General features: G+C 67.6%; 1 pseudogene. It reads left to right on the top strand.

Annotation, left to right across the window (positions count from 1 at the left end):
• Positions 1-367: pseudogene (locus AC1DDH_RS20865) on the top strand (hypothetical protein); the annotation flags it as partial.

The following is a 367-nucleotide window of genomic DNA, read 5'->3' as shown; positions in this document are numbered from 1 at the left end:
TTGCCACGCTGGCCTCCATCGCCGGCTGGGTAGGACAGCGGGCGCGCCTGGCCGCGATCGGCCGTGCTGCCACGTGGAGCGGGCTGGGGCTCGCGGCTGCGGCCTTCCTCACGCGCTGGTACGAGTCGTACCGCATCGGTGCCGGCATGGGCCACATACCGGTCAGCAATCTCTATGAGGTGTTTGTCGTCTTCATCATCCTGACCGGCCTGATGATGCTGTACATGGCGTCCCGCTATCGCGCGGCGGGGTTCACGGTGTTCACCCTGCCGCTGCTGTGCGCGGCCTACGCCTTCCTGTTCTGGTATGGCGGCGCGCGCGGCGCAGGCGCGATCACGCCGTTGATTCCGGCGCTGCAGTCGTATTG

The organism is Arthrobacter sp. 10T425 (assembly GCF_056393985.1).
This window is presented reverse-complemented; position numbering and strand designations above follow the sequence as displayed.